Genomic DNA, 14,754 nt, shown 5'->3' with positions numbered 1-14,754 from the left:
CATCAACAGATCCGATTTTGTTGCTGTGGGTCGCCGTCTTTAAAAAGTGCTGTCACAGCCAAGCGCGGGGCGAGCCGATACTCTCCCAAGATGCTATCGCCAGCGCCAGGTCACAACAGCGTGGGAATCGCTGTTGATCGGTCTCCAGGCCGATCAATACGATATCACCAGCGGCGCAATGGACATTACGCCGGAACGCCAGAAACAGGTCGTCTTTGCCGATGGTTGGCTCGAATCCGGCGGTGTCGTCGTCGTTCCGAGCAACACTTCCATCAAGACACCGGCCGATCTGAAGGGCAAGACTGTCGGCGCGCTGGCATCCTCAACCTTCGCCAAGATTGCTGAAGACAAGGGCGCGACCGTGAAGGGCTACAAGGCCGAGACCGACGGTATCCAAGATCTTATCAACGGCAACATCGATGCCGAAATCACCGATGCGATCGGTGCCGGCTACATGATCAAGTCCGCAAACATGCCGCTCAAGGTCTTGCCGGATTTCGTCAGCCATATCCAGAAGGGCTTTGCGGTCAAGAAGGGCAAGCCTGAACTTGTTAAGGCCGTCAATAAGGCTCTCGCTGACATGATTGCGGATGGCACCTACGCCAAGCTCGCGACGGATCTGGTGGGCTTCAACCCCGCCCCGAAAGATCCGATCAAAAGCATAGTTCAGTAAATCCACGCCACTTTTGCCGCGGCGTCATACCTGCCGCGGCAATGCCATGTTTCTTCAAGTCTTGATCCGGCTTCGCAACCTGCCTTCGTCGATGTGGACTCTCAAATGGGATTTCGTGGGAACAATTCCCTCTGAGAAAAGCCAAGCGCTTTTGCTTCCAAGGCGCTAGATTGGGGAAATGGCGGCTATAGAGCGGTTGCCTCAACACATTTTGCCCCACATCCACCAATACAGTCGCCGTAAGCCTTTGAAAAAATGTGCGAATATTAGTCGCTCTAGGGAGTCAAAGGTTCGGGTCCCTTCAAGAGCAAACCCCTGATGTCGCAGCCTTAACGGCCGGAGTTGTTCCTCCGGTCGTGAGGTCTCAAGTTGGGACCGCTCCAGGAAATCAACGGCTCAATTCACCGATGCCGCTAGTCTCTCATCCTCGAGTACGGATGATCGTCTTTCCTGTCCATCGCTCCGTCGAGTTGAAAGTGGCGACGGCATTATCGAGCGTTGAGATGTTGCCGATGTTCGCTCGAAGGCGTCCGTCGCGTACCCGCTGAACGATCTCGCTCAGTTGAGCGCGATCAGACTCAACCACAAAATCAATCGCTAGACCATCGGCAGGGCGCGCTTCAACCGGGCCAACGACAGAAACGAGCGTACCTCCGGGTCGTACCAGGCCGGCGGAGCGCCTCTGGATCTCACCGCCGATCATGTCAAGCACGAGATCGACGCTCCCGATCTCCTCAAGCGTGTCATTTGCCAGATCGACGAACTCGTTTGCGCCAAATTCCAGCGACTTCTGCCGGTCGGCGGCGCGCCCGGTAGCGATGACATAGGCTCCGAACTCTCGGGCCAGCTGGGTCGCGATCGAACCGACCGCACCGGCGGCGCCATGTACAACGACGCTCTGACCAGCTTGAAGACGGCCGTGTTGGAACAGCCCCTGCCAGGCAGTCAGGCCGGAGATCGGCAGGCTGGCACCCACCGTGAACTCCACGTCCCCCGGTAGCGGCGCAAGGTTGCGGGCTTCTACGACTACATATTCCGCCAGGGTGCCGTCGCGGTACCAGTCCGTCAGGCCAAACACGCGCTGTCCCAAAGATAGGCCGGTCGTACCATAGCCGAGAGCCGTTACCACGCCGGCACACTCATGACCCGGGATGGTTGGCGTCCGCTTTTGGCCGACGCGATCGGTCCAGGTCGACGGCCAGCTCAGTTCGGTTGGTACAAAGCCCGACGCGCATACTTCAACGATGACGTCGTTTATCGCCGCCTGTGGCTGCGGCCGCTCCGCCAATGACATGCCGGCCGTGCCGGCGGCTTCGTCGGTTACTATGATCGCTTTCATCGATTTGTCTCCTTAGATGTTTTGATGATTGTGGTGATACAGCGTGGGAGACCACTTCGATCTCCCCTGGGTGCCGTGGGTAGATGCCCTTTGCGGTCCGCTCGGTGTCGACCTGAGCGGAACTATTGCAGATGATGGGATACTCAGCGTGGGAGTGGCGGACGCTTCATCGCCAAAAGCTCTGTCACATCCTGCAGGTCATCTTTGGATGAGACTGGAAGCGCCAGCCATTTCCCGTCGATGTAGGTCTTTGCGTCATCGAAGGCGCTGACCAGTTGCGGTCGCCAAAAATAACGCCGCTCCTCGAACTTCTCACGTTCGGCTCTGCCCATCACGACGATGGCCGAGAGCCGCCGATATTCCGGCACCAAAGTTGTAAGCGCCCTGGTCTTCTTGAAGCGCAGGGACCAGCCGCGGTTCTTTCCGCCATAAAGCCAGTCCGGTGCGAACACCCCAGGGTAGGAGGCGTCGATCCAGGTCCGCAGTTCGGTCCATTGACGGTATGCCTCCGAGCCCAGCCATTCACGGATGGCGCCGTCATCGGGCGGCGTTGAATTGCCGGTGATCCTGTCACCGATCTTGGGAAGCGTAGACGTCGATAAAATCATCTGAACCCTCATGTTGATGGTCCGGCTCCGCCGGATGGTTGATGTGCAAACGTTGGAAGTTTTCGGTCAGCGCGCGTGGCGATGCTCGTGGAACCGAGGAGAGGTCGCGATGCAATCTACCTGCGCTTGCGATCATTGCGGGTTGATGCCGGATTTCCGTCAGGCGCTCCACGGTGGTGCGGTCCAGAACAGCAAGCGTCTTGTCTCTCGTCTCTGCCGCCTGCTCCCAGTCAAGGAAGGCAGTTCCTTGAAGCGGCAGAAACTGCTGGCTCTTCAGCCCGATGGAGCTGAGCGCGACCGACAGGTAGGGTGTCAGGAAATCCGGTTGGTTGGCGCGCTCGCCGGTGAAGAAGCCGCCGGAAGCCACGCCGATAAAGACCGGACGGTCGCGCAGCATTCCTACTTTCCCGCCTGGTGTTGATTTCATTGTACGGCCGACGCGCAGGATCTGGTCGATCCAGGCCTTGAGGACCGAGGGAATGGTCAGATTGTGCATCGGCGTTCCGATGACGATCGCATCGGCCACTTCGATCTCCCGAATAAGCTGTTCGGAAAGATCGAGCGACCCTTCCGGTGGGGCCGCCAAAGTCGCCGGCGACGCCAGCGCGGCGGCATAAAGGGCAACGGTTTGAGGTAAGGGATCGGCGCCTAAATCACGCCGGATGATGTCCGCGCCAGGCGCAACCTCAAGAAGCCTTTTAACGATCGCCGCCGAAAGCTGACGGCTATGGGATTGTTGGCGCGGACTGCTATCGATGTGGAGAATGTTCATGGGATTGATCCAACAACTTCATGAGGTTGCGAGAGCCGGGACTCAGATCGAGCCGGCCGCGGCGACGGGCGGAAAGTCCTTGTCCGGATCGAAGACGTTGTTGAACAAGTTCGTCAGCGTGTACATGGCGACCAGAGCGACGATCTCGATGATGTTTGCTTCGGTGAACCCGGCATCGCGAACGGCCTTCAGATCAGCATCGCTGACTTTCCCTCGGGTCTCGATAACCTTGCGGGCGAACTGCACTGCCGCATCCCGCTTCGGGTCATTCGCATGGCCCTTGCGAGCGAGAATGATCTCTTCGGCTGGCAGCTTGGCCATATGTTCGGCGGTGAAGCTGTGAACCGTGAGACAATAGTTGCAGCCATTCACTTCTGAGACAGCAAGGCCGATGCTGTCCCTTGTCCTCACATCAAGCGTCTTGCTAAGTGAGCCGAGCAGGGCGGCCCATGCATTGAAGGCGATCGGGCTTTGCGCAAAGGCCGCCATCATGTTTGGGGTGAACCCGATGTTTCTTGTGAAAGCATCGAGGGTCTCTTTGGATGCAGCCGGCACCTGTTCCGGCGTCAGAACGGTCGTCCTAGTCATGGTAGTCTCCGTAAATGTTGATTGAGGTGGGTTATGCGAAGGACAGGACGTCGGCCACGGGCAGGCGTGGCTTCTGTGGCCAATTGCCGGACCGCTCGGGTCCGACGGTCAAGAGCATGACCGGGATTTCATCTTCGGCGAGGCCGAACTCGCGATGCACGGCCTCCGCGTCGAAGCCGATCATTGGCGTCGAACCGAGGCCCAGCGAGCGCGCCGCATAGATTATTGCGGCGGTACCAAAGGTCGCAGAACGAACCGCCTCGTCACGCTGCCGCTGGGGCTGATTGTCATAAAGGCTGCGAGCGGGTGCTTCCCATTCCGGCACTAGGTGCGCCGGCATGATGCCGGCTTCCACGACCGGCGCCAGACGCTCGGGAACGGTGCTGGCATCGGCCAATTGGCCGATGATGACGAAGGTAACCGCGGCGTCGAGGATCGCAGGCTGTTTCCAGGCGATCGGATGGAGCCGGGCCTTGGCTTCAGGTGTGCGGACGGCGATAAACCGCCAGTTCTGCAGGTGGAACGACGTCGGCGCTGACGTGCCGATCCGTACCAGATCCCGGATCTGATCGTCGGTGAGTGTGGCGGTAGTGTCGTAATATTTGGCGGCGCTGCGGCTGAGGATGGTTTCGATGACCGCATTCGTCGGTGCCGTTTCGGAGGCTGTGTTGCTGATGTAGTTCATTGAGTGGCTCCCTCATCAAGTGATTACGGAGCCGATTTTACGAACGCGGGTGATATTATCGAGACTAAATTGCCTCAATATGATGCTAAAAAGGATCAAACCTAGCCAACGCTAACTCGCAGTTTTCGCGCCGGTCTGCGCCAGCCTGCGCCATTCCCCTGGCGTCATTCCCATCTTCTCGGCAAACACGCGCCGGAATGCCGAAACGGATTGGTAGCCGACCGTTTCGGCAATTGCCTCGGTACTGATCGCTGGCTTCTTGAGCTCGTTGGCAGCCAGACTCATGCGCAAATCGGTCAACAGGTCGAGGGCGGAGCAACCGAGCCTGTCCTGGAAGTGTCGCATGAACGTTGCGCGGGACATGCCACACAGGTCCGCCAGATCAGGCAACTTCCAAGGCTTGGCTGGATCAGCGAGCATGGCGCTGATTGCCGGCGCCAGCCGCGGGTGGCCGGCCAAAGCCAGCAGACCTTCAGGAGCCGTTGCGGATTGGCTGGCCGCACGCAATACCAGCGTAAAAAGAGCCGAAGACAGCGCATTGAGAACGGCGCGTCCCCCCGGTCGGTCGCCGGCCGCTTCCATGCGCATCAGCCCTACCAGACTGGAGAGTTGACCAGTTGCGGACGCGACCTCCTCTTCTCCGGGGCCATCCATGGTCCGTGCCACCAGATCGAGGGGCAAGTAGTTGCGAACCAATCGATCATGCGGCGGCGAAATGAAAAATCGCCCACACAACAGGTCGAGTTGTTCGCCGTCGCTGTCGTTCTCGCTCAGCATCCAGCCGGCGGTACTCTGCCGCTGCTGCGTGCGAACGGGCGTCTGCCCGCTGCCATCGTGCAGTACATGCGCCGCACCGTGCGGTAACAGCACGATATCGCCGCTCGTTAACTCCCGTCGGGTTCTTGCCTCCGGATCCTCGAAGATCGCCCGGCCCCTGACGACGACGTGGTAGGGAATTTCGTTCGCCGCGGCCCGGTTCCATATAATGCGCCACGGAGCGCCGTAGGCACAGCGCACCTCGAGCTGGCCGGTGACCGTGACGATTTGCAGCAGCTGGCTCAGCCAATCGAGTTCAGACATAGGACCTCAGAAATCCACGGTTCAGGCATTTCTTCGTATTGCACGATAACCAAACGCACTCCATGGCCTAATCCACAAGCGTCAAAGTTCACGGTGAAGGAGCGGGGTGTTGCGTCGTGAATTGGAACAAAGTGTATTTAATCGGGTAACCCCATGAGAAAACGCGGGCCTTCCCTAAGTCCTCGCGAGTTAAACCTAAGCTCACCTGCGTATGGTTAGGCTGAGGCCCAATGATAGTGTAGCCTACAGTGTTGAAGATAGGAACTTGCTCGAGGAATTGGAAATGACTGACGAGGAGACAGTCATTATCGGTGCGGGCCCGGCGGGGCTGGCATGCGCCGCGGCTCTCCGTGCAGAAGGCTGCCGTTCGATCATTCTGGAAGCGACGAGCAAGCTTGGCGCGTCGTGGCGGCGGCACTACGATCGTCTTCACCTCCATACTGACAAGAGCCATTCAGCCCTTCCGGGAAGACCGATGCCCGCCGGTTTTCCGAGGTATCCGTCGCGACTGCAGGTCATTGACTATCTTGAAAGCTATGCGCGGGAAAACAACCTTCGAATTCTCACCGACAAGATGGTGGCGCGGGTAGCGAAAAAGACGGATTGGATTGTAGAGACCATCGACGGCGATGCATTTGAGGCGAGAGCCGTCGTAATCGCGACCGGTCTCTCAAGGGTTCCCGTTAGGCCGCATTGGAACGGTCAGAACAATTTTCCAGGAACTATCATTCACTCTTCGGAATACCGGAATGCTTCAGGCCTCGACGCAGGTCGAATTCTGGTCGTCGGCTTTGGAAACTCGGCAGGAGAGATCGCGCTGGAATGTGCCGAAGCGGGTCTTGATGTCGCCATGTCGGTCCGCGGTCCGGTGAATGTCGTACCGAGGGAGATTTTAGGCCTGCCAAGTGCGACGATCGCCATCGCTCAACAACACTTTCCGTGCAGAATGGTCGATGCAGTAAACGCGCCCATTCTGCACTTGCGCTACCGCGATATCGAGCAATTCGGTCTCAAGCGCTCCCGGCAAGGTCCTCTGACCACGATGATAGAGCAAGGTCGGACTCCCTTGATCGATATTGGTACCATCGCGAAGATCAGGGACGGTCTGATTAAGGTGTTTCCCGGCATCGAAATGTCGGACGGCGCCAACGTGTTCTTCGTCAATGACCGATCCGTTGAATTCGATGCGATTGTGCTCGCGACCGGCTATAGACCATCTCTCGAACCATTTCTGCCGGATTTGGCGGAGCGGTTTTCGAATGCCGGGAAGCCGGCAAGGGACGAGCTTCAGCCGGGAAAGGACAATCTATACTTCTGCGGCTTCAATCCCGCCGCCACCGGCCTGCTTCGTCAGATTGGGATCGAGGCATTGCAAATCGCAAAGTCGATTGCGGCAACGACCCGCGCGCAAAGTGTTTCATCTGGGCGGAGTTGAAGTGGCGCAAACTAATAAGGGTGTCGCCCGCTACGCAGTCCCGGCTCCACAAACTTTCTTTAAATGCGCGCCAATGCCCCTTTGATCGCTTCCGAAAGATGATGGCAGCACCGGTCAGGATGTGAAGAGGCTTCGCACGATACTCGGCCATAAGGCGCGCAGGGTGGAACATTATTCCGCTTTGCCAGTTAATTATGAGGGAAATTAAGGAGGATACGCAAATGCGAAAGATAATTGTTGCCTGTGCGGCCATCGTTATTGGTGCTGGCTTGCCTGCGGCTGCGGTTGCAGAGGAGGTAATCGTCGATGGGCCTTCGTATGATCAAGGCTATCGTCATCATCGCCATCCCCACCCATATGTGGCGCTAAGCGATCGGGGCATTGCCATTGGATCGGTTCGCGATCGTGATCGTTACGATCGCTATAGTGACCGCGGCGGATGCATGACAAGGACCGTCACTCGCACCGATGAAAACGGTGATCAGATCACTAAAACCATCCGGCGCTGCGATTAGCAGCGCTGATACGCGCGCTTTCCCCACTCGCATCTATTCTTGGCGTCCGGCAGTGACGCGGTCGTTGATTAGACATCTACTGAACCTCTTAGTTGCGCAATGGGCTGGCGCAAATCCCTTCGGCGATCCAGACGGCAATCAAACCATTTGAAACAGTCCCTCAACTTGATGGGAGAGTACTGTGCCAAAGACTGCAAGAATTCCTGATGTTGCGTGCCATGACGATCATGTCGTGACGGCGAAAGAAGCGCTCGAGGTTTCCTTTCTTAAATTGGAGCAGGAGGTGGAGGTTCGCCTGGTCGCCGCGGCTCTGCGTGCGGGGTGGTCGGCGGATGAGGCGCTGGATGCCATCGATCAGCTCCGGGCCGAGGGCGGTGGACGGCGGACGAATTGAGGCGCGCGCTTGCATGGCTCCCTTCCAGCGGCAATCAGGATCCTAAGGTACCGCCTCCGACTGATGCCTTCCGAGAATTTTTCTAGCGCTATGGGTAATCATGAGTGCTGATCCGCGCCCGAAGGAAACTCGAAAGAGGCAATCGAACTACATCCACCGCTTCCAGGAGATGGGCCGCGGGAAGCTCGGAATTGCAGCTTTCGGAGTAACGCCGCCGGTTCGATGCAGAGCCGGTTGGCGATAGGTAGATAGCGCCGCGGCACTGACCAGCGTCTCCTCAAAGGCGAAGCAATTTGGATCTAAAGAAGAGCTGGTTACGGGCTGTTCGCAGCGTCATGCCCAAGCAGAGACCTGTACGCCTTAAAGTTCTGATCCTGAAACTCTTCAATCTCCGTTCAGATGCGCTCGCGGTCCGTCACGGCTATTTCGCCGCAGAGAGAACACGGGACAAAATCGTACAGAGCCGATTGATCCGAATTATCTGACGTCCCAACTCGTCCGCGGTGACCGGCCGCAACCCCTTGTCAGAGTCCAGCGCAAAGCTTTCAGGGCCGAAGTCATTTGCTTCCCATTTCGCCATTCGGCACGCCTTTCCGTCAACAAATTCATCACGCCAGCAACGACGATTTCAGTTCGTTGTCGTTGACCCGCAACCGAACTCACCCAAGCGCGGGACAGCACCACGGTTCGCCTAATTCGCTGGACATTGTTGTCAAACTCCATTTGCGCACTCTAGCAGAGAGGATCGCATTGACGAGCATAAGAAGTAACTGGATGTCTGCGGAACTCATGCTCAGCTCAACTTTGGTTATTTTGACGCAAATGATGGTCAGAATCGATCCACTAGCCATCACCCGTAGCATTGACTCTTCTTTCAAAGCTGTCGCCTCCGTCAAGAGATCAGGCTGGAAGATTGACGGGGCTGGAAATCAGGAAGACTTTTACCGGTAAATCACTTCGTCGGGAGAAGGTCGTTCAGCGTCCCGATAATGGCCATAGCTATTGAGTTCGTGAGTTGAATATGCCGACATTGTTCGGAACAATGGTGGGTACGCAGACCTATCCCGCCCCAGATGGACCGGCGCAGGCAGGGCATGTAGTGTTCCGATTTATCAGTCACTTAGCTTTTTGAACAAGGCGTCGTCGATTGAACCCTTTCAAGAGCAAGCTTATCGCCGCACCTGGTGATGGCCATAGAGCGATTGCAGTTTAGCTCGCTGGCTCCTCGACATGTTTGGGGGAAGTCACTCCATGCCCAGAACATCGCAATCCTTTCCAGCTGATTTGGATTAACAATTCCATATTGAAATAAGCCGATCAGTCCGACAGCAAAACCTTCCCGGCTATAGTCGGTATCATCGAACCAGCTCTGGGTCGTAACGGCGTCGAATATTCGATTTAGGATTTCAATTTCCCTTTGGGACAGCTTGTCCTGTGCAAGACGTTTCAACCTTTCCATGATGGTTCCCGCAGCGAGCCTGTTCGAAAATCCATGCAAACTCTGCACAAGCCCTCCGTTTCTCCTTGATGGGTGACGGCGGCTCCTAGAAAGTACGAGACTATTAGTGATTGCCCTGCCGCTGGCGCTCGTGCGGCCCGAGCGATCATTCCCTCCTGCGCCATTTCACGTTGATGGCGCATTGTATTGATTCCGCCCAACCGTTCGTCCCCGCGCCATGATTGGCCGATAACAACCTGTAGGCTGGGCGAATGTTCCCTCGCGCATGCTAAACGTCTGCCGGCACGTGGGTTCAATGTCGCTAGGGATAGGGCCGATCACGAAAAGCAAGGATTCCGCCTAGGACATCGCAGGAAACGAGGCATGTCTACAACGTTTCAACATTCATAAGAACGCTGACGGTGCCGTCGCGGCCGGTTGGATGCTGGCCGCGAGTGTAGCGTGACAAAGCAGAGCATCTCATAGAAGCAGGATGGAATCGACTCTGGCTGGTTCTTCGCCAAGGATGTCGGTCTCTTCAAAATCAAAACTGCCGCGTTGGCAGAGGCGGAGCGTCTGGCTGCCCATCAGCCCACAAAATTGCAGCATCTGACGCCACCCGGCGTGGTCCAAAGACAGTGCTTGCGTCCGAAACGCCCCGGCGACCTCTTTTCCGCAAAGCTCAGTGATGGCACGGTGACAATGACCCACGAGTGTCAAACGGCTGTGATCAAGGATGGACGACCTACAGTCCCAGGTCGATAAAGCGTTCGAGAAGATGAGTGACGACGCTCCTGTCAGCATCAAAGAGCCCGCTTCCCAACCAAAATCAAATAGACAGATTGTTCGGAAGGTGGCATTGGCGAAAGGGAGCTGCCTCAGTCCTGCTTAAAAATCAATGACCTATAACAATAGCGTCCCGGGCAGCTTGCCCGGGACGTTCGATTACTATGGTGTAGACTGACGTGGGATTTTAAGGCCTCTGTTGGCGTCAGATCAATCAGAACTCTGACCACTCCTGCTGAAGATGTTTAAGCGCAGCGTTGCCCTGAGTGACGGGAGAGGGGTGCGCAGCAAGGCGGCCCGTTGTCGGGGTGGAGGCGGGCCGCGATATAGGCCTCGCTTGCGGCGCCATGCGCTCAGCTTCGCCTGTGCGGAATGCGCTCAGGAGCTCTCCGAGACGCTTGCTTTCCTCGGCCAAACCAGCGCCAGCCGCATTCATCTCTTCGACCATGGCGGCATTCTGCTGTGTCGCCTGGTCCATATGATTGACGGCGCTATTGATCTCAGAAAGACCCATGGACTGTTCCTGAGCGGCGGTTGCAATCGCATCCATGTGCTGATTGATCTGCAGGACCAGGTCGGCAATAGCTGCAAGGCCCTCGCCGGTGTCGTTGACGAGCTTCACGCCCTCGCTGACTGCGACTTCGGAGTTGCCGATCAGGGCCTTGATCTCCTTGGCGGCATTGGCCGAACGCTGGGCCAGTTCGCGGACTTCCTGGGCGACAACAGCAAAGCCTTTGCCGGCTTCGCCCGCTCGCGCCGCCTCGACGCCGGCGTTAAGCGCAAGCAGGTTGGTCTGGAAGGCGATCTCGTCGATCACGCTGATGATCTGGCTGATCTGCTTGGACGAATGCTCGATCCTGCCCATGGCGCTGACGGCATTGCCGACTACCTGGCTGGAGTTTTCTGCCCGCGATCGGGCACCACGCACCAGGTCACGTGCATCGCCAGCTCGTTTGGAGGTCGACTGAACATTGGCCGTTACCTCTTCGAGCGCTGCTGCGGTCTCTTCCAGCGAGGCGGCCTGCTGCTCCGTTCGCTTGGAAAGATTATCGGAAGCCTGCGAAATCTCGTAACTACCGCTGTTTACCAGCGACGCGGCCTGGCCGACCTGGGACATGGCAGCACGCAGCTGACTGACCGATGAATTGAAGTCGTGACGCAGAGCTTCGAACTGCGCAGCCAACGGCGTTTCGATCTCACAACGCAGGTTGCCGGATGCCAAATGACGAAGTCCCGTCGCAAGCGAACCTGTTGCCTGCAGCAGCCTCTCTTCTGCCTCTGCCTCGGCACGGCGCTGGACTTCGACGCGTTCATTCTCCGATGTAATGCGTGCCTCGGCGGCTTCGGCTTCCAGCGCCTTGTTGCGCAAGGCTGCCTGTTGGAAAATCTGTACGGAACGGGCCATGGCGCCGATCTCATCGCGCCGTTCGACGCCACCGATTAAGACCGAGAGGTTGCCTTCGGCGAGTTCGGTCATGGAATGAGTTAGTGCCCCGACGGGCTTGGTGACACGAAAGATGATGACGCAGATGCCCGTAATGCTGAGAGCGACGGCCACAAGGAAAGTGAGCCCGTAGGCGATTAAGCTGACGAATGCATCATGCTGACTGGCGGATGCCGTGGCGACCATGCCATCTGCTGCTGCCGCGGCGGTGTTCGTGATCGTTAGAAGGGCGGCGTTGCCAAGAGGGCGCCAGTCGTCGAGAGACATGGCCTTCTTCTCACCGGCTGCGAACTTCGCAAGCAATGCATTGTGCTTTGCTGCAAAGTCACCGCTGAAAAAGGTCGTGCTGCTGACTTTATAGGCGTCCTTGACGACCTGTGGTGTCGAGGGGTGATTGACCAGGGTGCCGACCTGTCCCCAGGTGAAATTCGCGGTGTAATCGAATTGTTGAATCTTGCTGACGTCCTCAGGCTTCATCGCCTCTCCGGAGGCGAGTATGTTGACGAACAACAAGTTTGCAGCACCAGCCGTTGCGCGCGTGTACCATGTCAGTGCACGGATCTGAATGAGCGCCGTCATTGAAGGATCACTCGTACGGATCCGGCTTTCAATGGCGGTCGAACCTGTCTCCAACGCGGTCAAGAACTGCTGACCGATGTCCAGGGTCGTGGCTTGCAGTGTCGGGTCGCGATCGGCGAGCTTCTTGGTGACTTCGCTGTCAAGCTTTGAGCGGAATGCGACCACGCGGTCATAGGCGTTCATGACATCGGCAATCGGAGCTTTGAGCGTCGGGTCGTCGATGTTTGCAAAGACCGATTTTGCGTCAGCCATATATTTGTCGACGATGCCCCTGTCCGCTTTCAACAAGGTAAGCGTTGCATCTTGCGCGCCAAGCTCAAGTTTGGCGAGCGACGACCCGTCACCTCGCTCGTTGCGAAAATTCGCAAGTGTTTGGAAGATCGCGCGGTCTAGCATGGTGAACTTCGAGACGTCGGCATACTTGCCTGCATCGCGATAGGCATCAAGCGTCGAAGATCCCGTTAGCACACATAGAGCGATGCTGAGAAAAAGGAAAATTCCAACAAGTATATTGCGAAGGGAAAAAATCATAGTTGCTCACCTACGTTCGGGCGCTATGACGCTAACCCGCTTCGTCGAAACCGATATTTCTGGAGCTCTTGAGGTGAAATTTCTAAGAGAAAAGCAGTCCGCGAGCCGTCGAGACGCCGCTCGACCACAGGCGCGTCATGTCCTGTCCAATCAAAAACAAAGCTAACCAAGCTTTATTGAAACAGGATTAACAGCGCTGCCCTAAGATGCATGAGAGTAGTTATAATCTCATCCGTTTTTTGATTAAATGATAACTTTAACGCCTATTTGTTTTGCGAATATCTCAGGATTAGTGAGATGCTCCCTTCTTTTGAAACAGATGTGGGCCACCGCCAAACGGAAATCAGGTAGGTTGAGTATGAAATTGAAGACGGACGAGGCCCCTAGTTGCTTCAGCGAGCGCTAAAGCAGAGCCACAGAGAGGGATCGCGTTATTTTCTCCTCCATCGTTCCGTCTCCATTTCATTGAGTCAGACGCTAACCTTTCCCTCATTTTGATGTGGTCTCCTCGATCTGACGGTGCTCTGCCGAATCCTGAAAACATGCAGCGGTCGCCGCGATCTGCGCGATGATCAGGCACTGCCCCTCTATCGCTGCTTGCGCTCTGTCGATCGCAAGTGACAAATCTTCATCCGAAAGACGCTTGTAATCGACCATCGGCCCGCCTCCCCCGCAGCCATGAATGAACGGGCAGCCGATACTATTGCGATTTTTCAAAACGGAAAAGCTACAGGTTGTATTCTAATCGGCTACGCGCCGGCACTTCTATTTGCCCGGCCGAGGCTGAGACCGGTGCGATGAAAGGTATAAGGAATATGCCTATCAACCGTATAGCGGCGGTGGCTTGATCGTGCTTTGACGGCGCCGAAGTTGGCAGGGCAAAAATCGCAATCGATACGAAAGTCTGGCGGTTCTCCCTGGGCCGCGCCAGCCGAGAGTATCATTCGAGAACCCCTTATAAGCGAGCTGTGTCTAGCCTGAGTTCCTCGACCGAGGCATGAGGCAACAATTTTGAGGGGCACCGGAACCTTTTCCTCTCTTTGGCGGTTCGTATCGGAAAATTTTCACGGGAGGATAGACATGCTGAGCGTCAGCATTGCAGTACGCCAAGGCGGAACTATTGAACTTCAATCGGGAGTATTCGACGACGCGGATGCGGTTGCGCTCATTACATCGATGACGCAGTCCTCCCATAACGCGGCCACTGAAATTATTCGTGAAACCCGTCAGTCAGGAATGTGCAGGCGCAGAGCGGATAGTTTTGAAGTTCTGGCTAAGATCTTGTGACCCGTCATTTTCAATGCTGCAGGAGGAAGAAGTATGCGCGCCGGTGCGTTCGGCGTCGTCGTCCTATGGCTGTCACACCCGCGCGGGTGCAGAAGGCTAGATATCGAGCTGTGCTAGCGGCATGAGCATCGAGATAATCAACCCAGAAGGGCTCCATTCAAGCGACATTCGTCCTTGGGATGCAGCTATAACGATCGTGCGTTCAAGCTGCCCACCACAATCTTCTGCGCGAGGCGCGGTATCGATTGTCGGCGTCGCCTCGGCCGAAGGCACATGGAGGTTTGTTCCCCATCAAACATTTGGATAGACAATTAGATAGGCAAGGATGAAATAGTCATTGAGCTTGCAGGCTTACGCCGACCGGCGAACTCTGCCCAATTAAACAAATTTTTCCCAATGTTCTCCGTTATATGACGGCACCCCGATCCGCATTTGTCGCAATAGACGCGAAGAAGACGACATATGATCGCCAGTGACTATTTGAGGCGCAGCGTACTATATCGGAAACTGGTCCACGGTCCGCGCCGACATGCACGCAGCAATTGCTCTGGAACCAAATAATATCCTAAGCGTTCTGGCGGCTGGATCTAGCCTTTTTGC

Annotated in this window: 14 protein-coding genes; 5 read left to right on the top strand and 9 right to left on the bottom strand. The window is 56.5% G+C overall.

What is annotated here, in order from left to right:
• The first annotated feature begins 46 nt into the window (after window positions 1-46).
• Complete coding sequence (locus PH558_RS12780) at window positions 47-673, top strand: transporter substrate-binding domain-containing protein (protein ID WP_285204714.1); 627 nt, start codon at window positions 47-49, stop codon at window positions 671-673.
• Between the two features lie 421 nt (window positions 674-1,094).
• Here PH558_RS12780 and PH558_RS12775 read toward each other — a convergent pair whose 3' ends face one another.
• From PH558_RS12775 to PH558_RS12750, 6 genes are all read right to left on the bottom strand, one after another.
• Window positions 1,095-2,012, bottom strand: coding sequence for an NADP-dependent oxidoreductase (locus tag PH558_RS12775; protein WP_285204712.1), 918 nt, complete (start codon window positions 2,010-2,012; stop codon window positions 1,095-1,097).
• A gap of 143 nt (window positions 2,013-2,155) precedes the next feature.
• Complete coding sequence (locus tag PH558_RS12770) at window positions 2,156-2,620, bottom strand: DUF3788 domain-containing protein (protein WP_285204711.1); 465 nt, start codon at window positions 2,618-2,620, stop codon at window positions 2,156-2,158.
• Window positions 2,583-3,392, bottom strand: a complete 810-nt coding sequence (locus tag PH558_RS12765; protein WP_285204710.1) for an FMN-dependent NADH-azoreductase — start codon at window positions 3,390-3,392, stop codon at window positions 2,583-2,585. The genes PH558_RS12770 and PH558_RS12765 overlap by 38 nt, the downstream gene beginning before the upstream one ends.
• Window positions 3,393-3,434: 42 nt before the next feature.
• Window positions 3,435-3,980: a carboxymuconolactone decarboxylase family protein gene (locus tag PH558_RS12760; protein WP_285204709.1), complete on the bottom strand. Its 546-nt coding sequence runs from the start codon at window positions 3,978-3,980 to the stop codon at window positions 3,435-3,437.
• A 31-nt stretch (window positions 3,981-4,011) separates the two neighbouring features.
• Window positions 4,012-4,665 carry a nitroreductase family protein gene (locus tag PH558_RS12755; protein ID WP_285204708.1) on the bottom strand — a complete coding sequence of 218 codons (654 nt, stop codon included), beginning with the start codon at window positions 4,663-4,665 and terminating at the stop codon, window positions 4,012-4,014.
• Between the two features lie 111 nt (window positions 4,666-4,776).
• The gene (locus PH558_RS12750; RefSeq protein WP_285204707.1) at window positions 4,777-5,745 is read right to left on the bottom strand and encodes an AraC family transcriptional regulator; all 969 of its coding nucleotides are present in this window, start codon (window positions 5,743-5,745) and stop codon (window positions 4,777-4,779) included.
• Window positions 5,746-6,028: 283 nt separating this feature from the next.
• Here PH558_RS12750 and PH558_RS12745 point away from each other — a divergent pair, with 283 nt between their 5' ends.
• From PH558_RS12745 to PH558_RS12735, 3 genes are all read left to right on the top strand, one after another.
• Window positions 6,029-7,180, top strand: a complete 1,152-nt coding sequence (locus PH558_RS12745) for a flavin-containing monooxygenase (protein WP_285204702.1) — start codon at window positions 6,029-6,031, stop codon at window positions 7,178-7,180.
• Window positions 7,181-7,401: 221 nt separating this feature from the next.
• Window positions 7,402-7,695 carry a hypothetical protein gene (locus tag PH558_RS12740; RefSeq protein ID WP_285204701.1) on the top strand — a complete coding sequence of 98 codons (294 nt, stop codon included), beginning with the start codon at window positions 7,402-7,404 and terminating at the stop codon, window positions 7,693-7,695.
• A 181-nt stretch (window positions 7,696-7,876) separates the two neighbouring features.
• Entirely contained in the window at window positions 7,877-8,089 is a 213-nt protein-coding gene (locus PH558_RS12735; RefSeq protein WP_285204700.1) for a hypothetical protein, read from the top strand.
• A 1,120-nt stretch (window positions 8,090-9,209) separates the two neighbouring features.
• Here PH558_RS12735 and PH558_RS12730 read toward each other — a convergent pair.
• The 3 genes from PH558_RS12730 to PH558_RS12720 all read right to left on the bottom strand — a co-directional run bounded on the left by PH558_RS12730 (window position 9,210) and on the right by PH558_RS12720 (window position 13,524).
• The gene (locus tag PH558_RS12730; RefSeq protein ID WP_285204697.1) at window positions 9,210-9,548 is read right to left on the bottom strand and encodes a hypothetical protein; all 339 of its coding nucleotides are present in this window, start codon (window positions 9,546-9,548) and stop codon (window positions 9,210-9,212) included.
• A 979-nt stretch (window positions 9,549-10,527) separates the two neighbouring features.
• Entirely contained in the window at window positions 10,528-12,867 is a 2,340-nt protein-coding gene (locus PH558_RS12725) for a methyl-accepting chemotaxis protein (protein ID WP_285204696.1), read from the bottom strand.
• Window positions 12,868-13,356: 489 nt separating this feature from the next.
• Window positions 13,357-13,524 (bottom strand): hypothetical protein, encoded by a 168-nt coding sequence (locus PH558_RS12720; protein WP_285204693.1) that lies wholly within the window; start codon window positions 13,522-13,524, stop codon window positions 13,357-13,359.
• Between the two features lie 423 nt (window positions 13,525-13,947).
• On the opposite strand from PH558_RS12720, the gene PH558_RS12715 reads away from it, so the two are divergent.
• Complete coding sequence (locus PH558_RS12715) at window positions 13,948-14,154, top strand: hypothetical protein (protein WP_095433214.1); 207 nt, start codon at window positions 13,948-13,950, stop codon at window positions 14,152-14,154.
• Window positions 14,155-14,754 lie beyond the last annotated feature (600 nt).

Source organism: Rhizobium pantanalense (assembly GCF_030182525.1).
Classification (GTDB): Bacteria; Pseudomonadota; Alphaproteobacteria; order Rhizobiales; family Rhizobiaceae; genus Rhizobium.
Note: the sequence above shows the minus strand (reverse complement) of the source record. Positions and strands in the feature narration are given on the sequence as shown.

What these genes read in the sequence shown, in the direction of transcription:
- PH558_RS12775 (WP_285204712.1), bottom strand. Translation starts at nt 2,012, where the DNA reads ATGAAAGCGATCATAGTAACCGACGAAGCCGCCGGCACGGCCGGCATG.
- PH558_RS12745 (WP_285204702.1), top strand. Translation starts at nt 6,029, where the DNA reads ATGACTGACGAGGAGACAGTCATTATCGGTGCGGGCCCGGCGGGGCTG.
- PH558_RS12755 (WP_285204708.1), bottom strand. Translation starts at nt 4,665, where the DNA reads ATGAACTACATCAGCAACACAGCCTCCGAAACGGCACCGACGAATGCG.
- PH558_RS12715 (WP_095433214.1), top strand. Translation starts at nt 13,948, where the DNA reads ATGCTGAGCGTCAGCATTGCAGTACGCCAAGGCGGAACTATTGAACTT.
- PH558_RS12720 (WP_285204693.1), bottom strand. Translation starts at nt 13,524, where the DNA reads ATGGTCGATTACAAGCGTCTTTCGGATGAAGATTTGTCACTTGCGATC.
- PH558_RS12750 (WP_285204707.1), bottom strand. Translation starts at nt 5,745, where the DNA reads ATGTCTGAACTCGATTGGCTGAGCCAGCTGCTGCAAATCGTCACGGTC.
- PH558_RS12725 (WP_285204696.1), bottom strand. Translation starts at nt 12,867, where the DNA reads ATGATTTTTTCCCTTCGCAATATACTTGTTGGAATTTTCCTTTTTCTC.
- PH558_RS12740 (WP_285204701.1), top strand. Translation starts at nt 7,402, where the DNA reads ATGCGAAAGATAATTGTTGCCTGTGCGGCCATCGTTATTGGTGCTGGC.
- PH558_RS12765 (WP_285204710.1), bottom strand. Translation starts at nt 3,392, where the DNA reads ATGAACATTCTCCACATCGATAGCAGTCCGCGCCAACAATCCCATAGC.
- PH558_RS12760 (WP_285204709.1), bottom strand. Translation starts at nt 3,980, where the DNA reads ATGACTAGGACGACCGTTCTGACGCCGGAACAGGTGCCGGCTGCATCC.
- PH558_RS12770 (WP_285204711.1), bottom strand. Translation starts at nt 2,620, where the DNA reads ATGATTTTATCGACGTCTACGCTTCCCAAGATCGGTGACAGGATCACC.
- PH558_RS12730 (WP_285204697.1), bottom strand. Translation starts at nt 9,548, where the DNA reads ATGGAAAGGTTGAAACGTCTTGCACAGGACAAGCTGTCCCAAAGGGAA.